The organism is bacterium (assembly GCA_040755795.1).
Taxonomy (GTDB): Bacteria; UBA9089; CG2-30-40-21; order CG2-30-40-21; family SBAY01; genus JBFLXS01.
In genome coordinates, this window is record JBFLXS010000431.1 from 1 (window position 1) to 3,215 (window position 3,215).

3 protein-coding genes are annotated in these 3,215 nt (G+C 33.8%); all 3 read right to left on the reverse strand.

The annotated features are described in order from the left end of the window. Window positions 1–369: 369 nt before the first annotated feature. The 3 genes from wecB to AB1414_17915 all read right to left on the reverse strand — a co-directional run bounded on the left by wecB (window position 370) and on the right by AB1414_17915 (window position 2,981). Window positions 370–1,455 carry a UDP-N-acetylglucosamine 2-epimerase (non-hydrolyzing) gene (gene wecB, locus AB1414_17905; protein MEW6609289.1) on the reverse strand — a complete coding sequence of 362 codons (1,086 nt, stop codon included), beginning with the start codon at window positions 1,453–1,455 and terminating at the stop codon, window positions 370–372. A gap of 475 nt (window positions 1,456–1,930) precedes the next feature. Then, window positions 1,931–2,785 (reverse strand): SagB/ThcOx family dehydrogenase, encoded by an 855-nt coding sequence (locus AB1414_17910; protein ID MEW6609290.1) that lies wholly within the window; start codon window positions 2,783–2,785, stop codon window positions 1,931–1,933. Further along, window positions 2,757–2,981, reverse strand: coding sequence for a hypothetical protein (locus AB1414_17915; protein MEW6609291.1), 225 nt, complete (start codon window positions 2,979–2,981; stop codon window positions 2,757–2,759). Before AB1414_17915 ends, AB1414_17910 begins: the two co-directional genes overlap by 29 nt. Window positions 2,982–3,215: the final 234 nt, after the last annotated feature.

A 3,215-nucleotide genomic window follows, 5' to 3' on the forward strand; every position in this document is an offset into this window, starting at 1 on the left:
GTTTTCCACAATCAATTTCTACCTATTTCTATAAATTTCAATCTATTTCTATTATCTTATCTCCATATCACTCTTATCTCCTTATCCCCTTTCTTACACTTTTGATATATAGCCTGAACGGTTACGAGTTCTGCAAAATTAGGAAACTGTAGTTTTTAAGCGGGTATTTAAAACCTCTATTTTTATCAATTTCCTCCAAAGAGCAAAATGCAAAACTCGTTTATGGTTTATAGTTTATGGTTTATAGTTTATGGTTTATAGTTTATAGTCTATAGTCCTTCAACTATAAACTATCAACTATAAACTATCAACTATCAACGATTATAATATTTAGATAAAATATTGCAATAGAAAAGTAATAGTTACTAATTATACCACACAATTGCCTTTAAAATCAATAAAAATCTCTGCAATTTTTTCACTTGCCTTCCCATCACCAAAAACATCCCTTTGTTTATTCTGCGGATTGAATTCAAGAACTGCCTGGCTAATCTGGTTTTTATTTGTGCCAACTAAAATATTCCAGCCATCTTCTACGGTCTCTACCCACTCGGTATTCTCTCTTAAAGTAATGCACGGAACTTTAAAGAAATACGCCTCTTTTTGAATCCCGCCTGAATCTGTGAGAATCTTTTTCGCCCCAGACTCTAAGAGAAGAAAATCAAGGTATCCTACGGGTGAAATAATTATTACATAAGGACTGCTTTCTAATTTACTTAAAAGTCCATATTCTTTTAGCACCTTTTTAGTTCGAGGATGAATCGGAAAGACAATTTTTTCATTCAGTTCTACCAGACTTTCAACAAGAGAAGTAAGATTTTCTAAAACATCCGTATTTCCCTGTCGATGAATGGTAACAAGCAGGTAATCTTTTTCTTTTAAATTTAGTTGGTTAAATATCTGTGATTTAGACTTAGCGATTTCTATGCCTTTAATTGCGGCATCATACATCACATCACCAGTTAAATAAACTCCATTTTCAATTCCTTCCTTTTTCAAATTATCAACCGCAGTTTTAGTCGGGGCAAAGCAAAAAGAAGACAAATGGTCTGTCACCACTCTATTTATTTCTTCTGGCATGCCTTTATCAAAAGAACGCAAACCTGCCTCTACATGTCCAATCGGGATGTTCATCTTTGCCGTGGCTAATGCCCCGGCTAAAGTGGAATTAGTATCCCCATAAACTAAAACCATATCTGGTTTTTCTTTAACCAGTGCCTCCTCTATTTTAATCAGCATTTTCCCTGTTTGAACACTATGACTCTCAGACCCAACCTCAAGATGGTAATCTGGTGCAGGTATTTCCAATTCATCAAAAAACACCTTTGACATCTCGTAATCGTAATGTTGTCCGGTATGAATCAAGATTTCTTTACAATTCATTCTCAGTTTTTGAGAAAGGGGACTGAGTTTGATAAACTGGGGTCTGGCACCCACAATAGTTGCTATTTTCATAATATAATTATCATATCATAAAATATTCTGAATTGCAAGAGGTTTTAATTGAAAGAGTGTATGTAAAATTTGTGGGTAAAAAATATTGAGGGATATTCATCTTTTTGCCGATATATTCAATGCGAAAATTACAAATTCCAAGCACCAAATCTCAAATAAATTCCAAATTCCAATTTCCAAATAAGTTTCAAATTCCAAAGATTATATGACAACGAGAGGGATTTATTTAGATTTTTCAATAATTGAAGAAAAAATCTTCTTCTTGTATTGTTTGGAATTTTGAATTTTGGTCATTGAAATTTATTTGTAATTTGGTATTTGTGATTTGGAATTTTGTGATTTTCAATTGATTTAACCGTTAATTCAGACGGTTAAATAGTTACCAATAAATTTTACACGCACCCTAATTGAAACTATAGTTTTGTGATTTTGGAGGCAAGGTTTTTCTCGCAGATTGGCAGGATTATTTTATATCTTACAAATCCTGATAAATTCTGTTACTGATAACTTGATTTCCTACTACTGTAATATATATTGCTGATTCTTTTATCCCATCAATTTCAAGTGTGTGGTTGATTTGGTCGTCGAAAAAAGCGCCTACAGCACAGGTGCCTAATCCCATTGAGATGGCAGATAGATAGAGGTTTTCAGCAATATGTCCGGCTTCAATCAATGCATAACGGTAGGCACGATGATGATATTTCGATTTTGTCCTGGCAAATATAGCGGTCATAATAAATGCTACCGCAGATTTTCCAACAAACTCCTGTCCTAAACAGTGTTGTGAAAGTTTCTGACGATAGTCTCCCTGTTTTAGCAATTCTAATGAATGGTTTTCAATAGAATAATGGTATATTCCAGGTTTTATACCTTCAACCAGATGAATAACAGGATAAATTTCTATGGGATAAAGTGCCCCGGCAGAAGGTGCGGCTCGTAATCCATGTGAGCCTTTTCCTTGCGTTATCCCACTGGCATAATAAAGCAAGCAAGATAATTCTTTTAATGAAATCGGTTTTTGAATAAAATTTCGTCTCGACCTCCTTCTAATAATCGCCTCTTCAACCGATATCCCCCGATATTTAAAATCCTGTGGTAATTTAATCTTTTCTGCCTCTATGTATTTTTTGAATAAAGGCGAGGTATGTTCCTTACTCCCTCTACCTAAAAGTATATTGAATAATGTATGTCTACTTTCCTGGTGATATTGTTCTGCAATATCCAGATTAGGTGCAGAAATAGTGTCTGGCGGTGCAAACCATTTATTAAAAAATGGGACACCTAAACCTAAAAGTCCAATTTTACTCAGGAAATTGCGTCTGGAAAGCAATCTTATCCCTTCCTTTTAATAATTTATGCCAATTAAAATAAGTATGCCCAAGCACAAAAAATATCGTCAAATAAGCACTATATTTGTGATAAATGAATTGATGTAAGTCTAAATTTACCTGTATCAAGCCCGTAATAACAGTTGTAAGAAAAAAGAACATCGTAAGAATTGTCCAGAAAAATTTTATCCTTGCCATCGTTAGCCTGAATTTTATGATAACATTCTATTTTAATGTTGTCAAGTAAATTTTATCTGGGACAGAAATCTTCTGTTTTTAAAAGGAGAAAGGAGTTTTTTCTTCTCTAGAGAGCGTTGCAAATGACTTTTAGTTATGGTGCGGGTTGGGGAGAGTTTTGGGTGATAAAAGATGCCAAAGATATAGAAAAGAGATAATCTGCTTAATTGACATCAAGATGAGAAGGTGTTATAT

What these genes read in the sequence shown, in the direction of transcription:
- AB1414_17915 (MEW6609291.1), bottom strand. Translation starts at nt 2,981, where the DNA reads ATGGCAAGGATAAAATTTTTCTGGACAATTCTTACGATGTTCTTTTTT.
- wecB (MEW6609289.1), bottom strand. Translation starts at nt 1,455, where the DNA reads ATGAAAATAGCAACTATTGTGGGTGCCAGACCCCAGTTTATCAAACTC.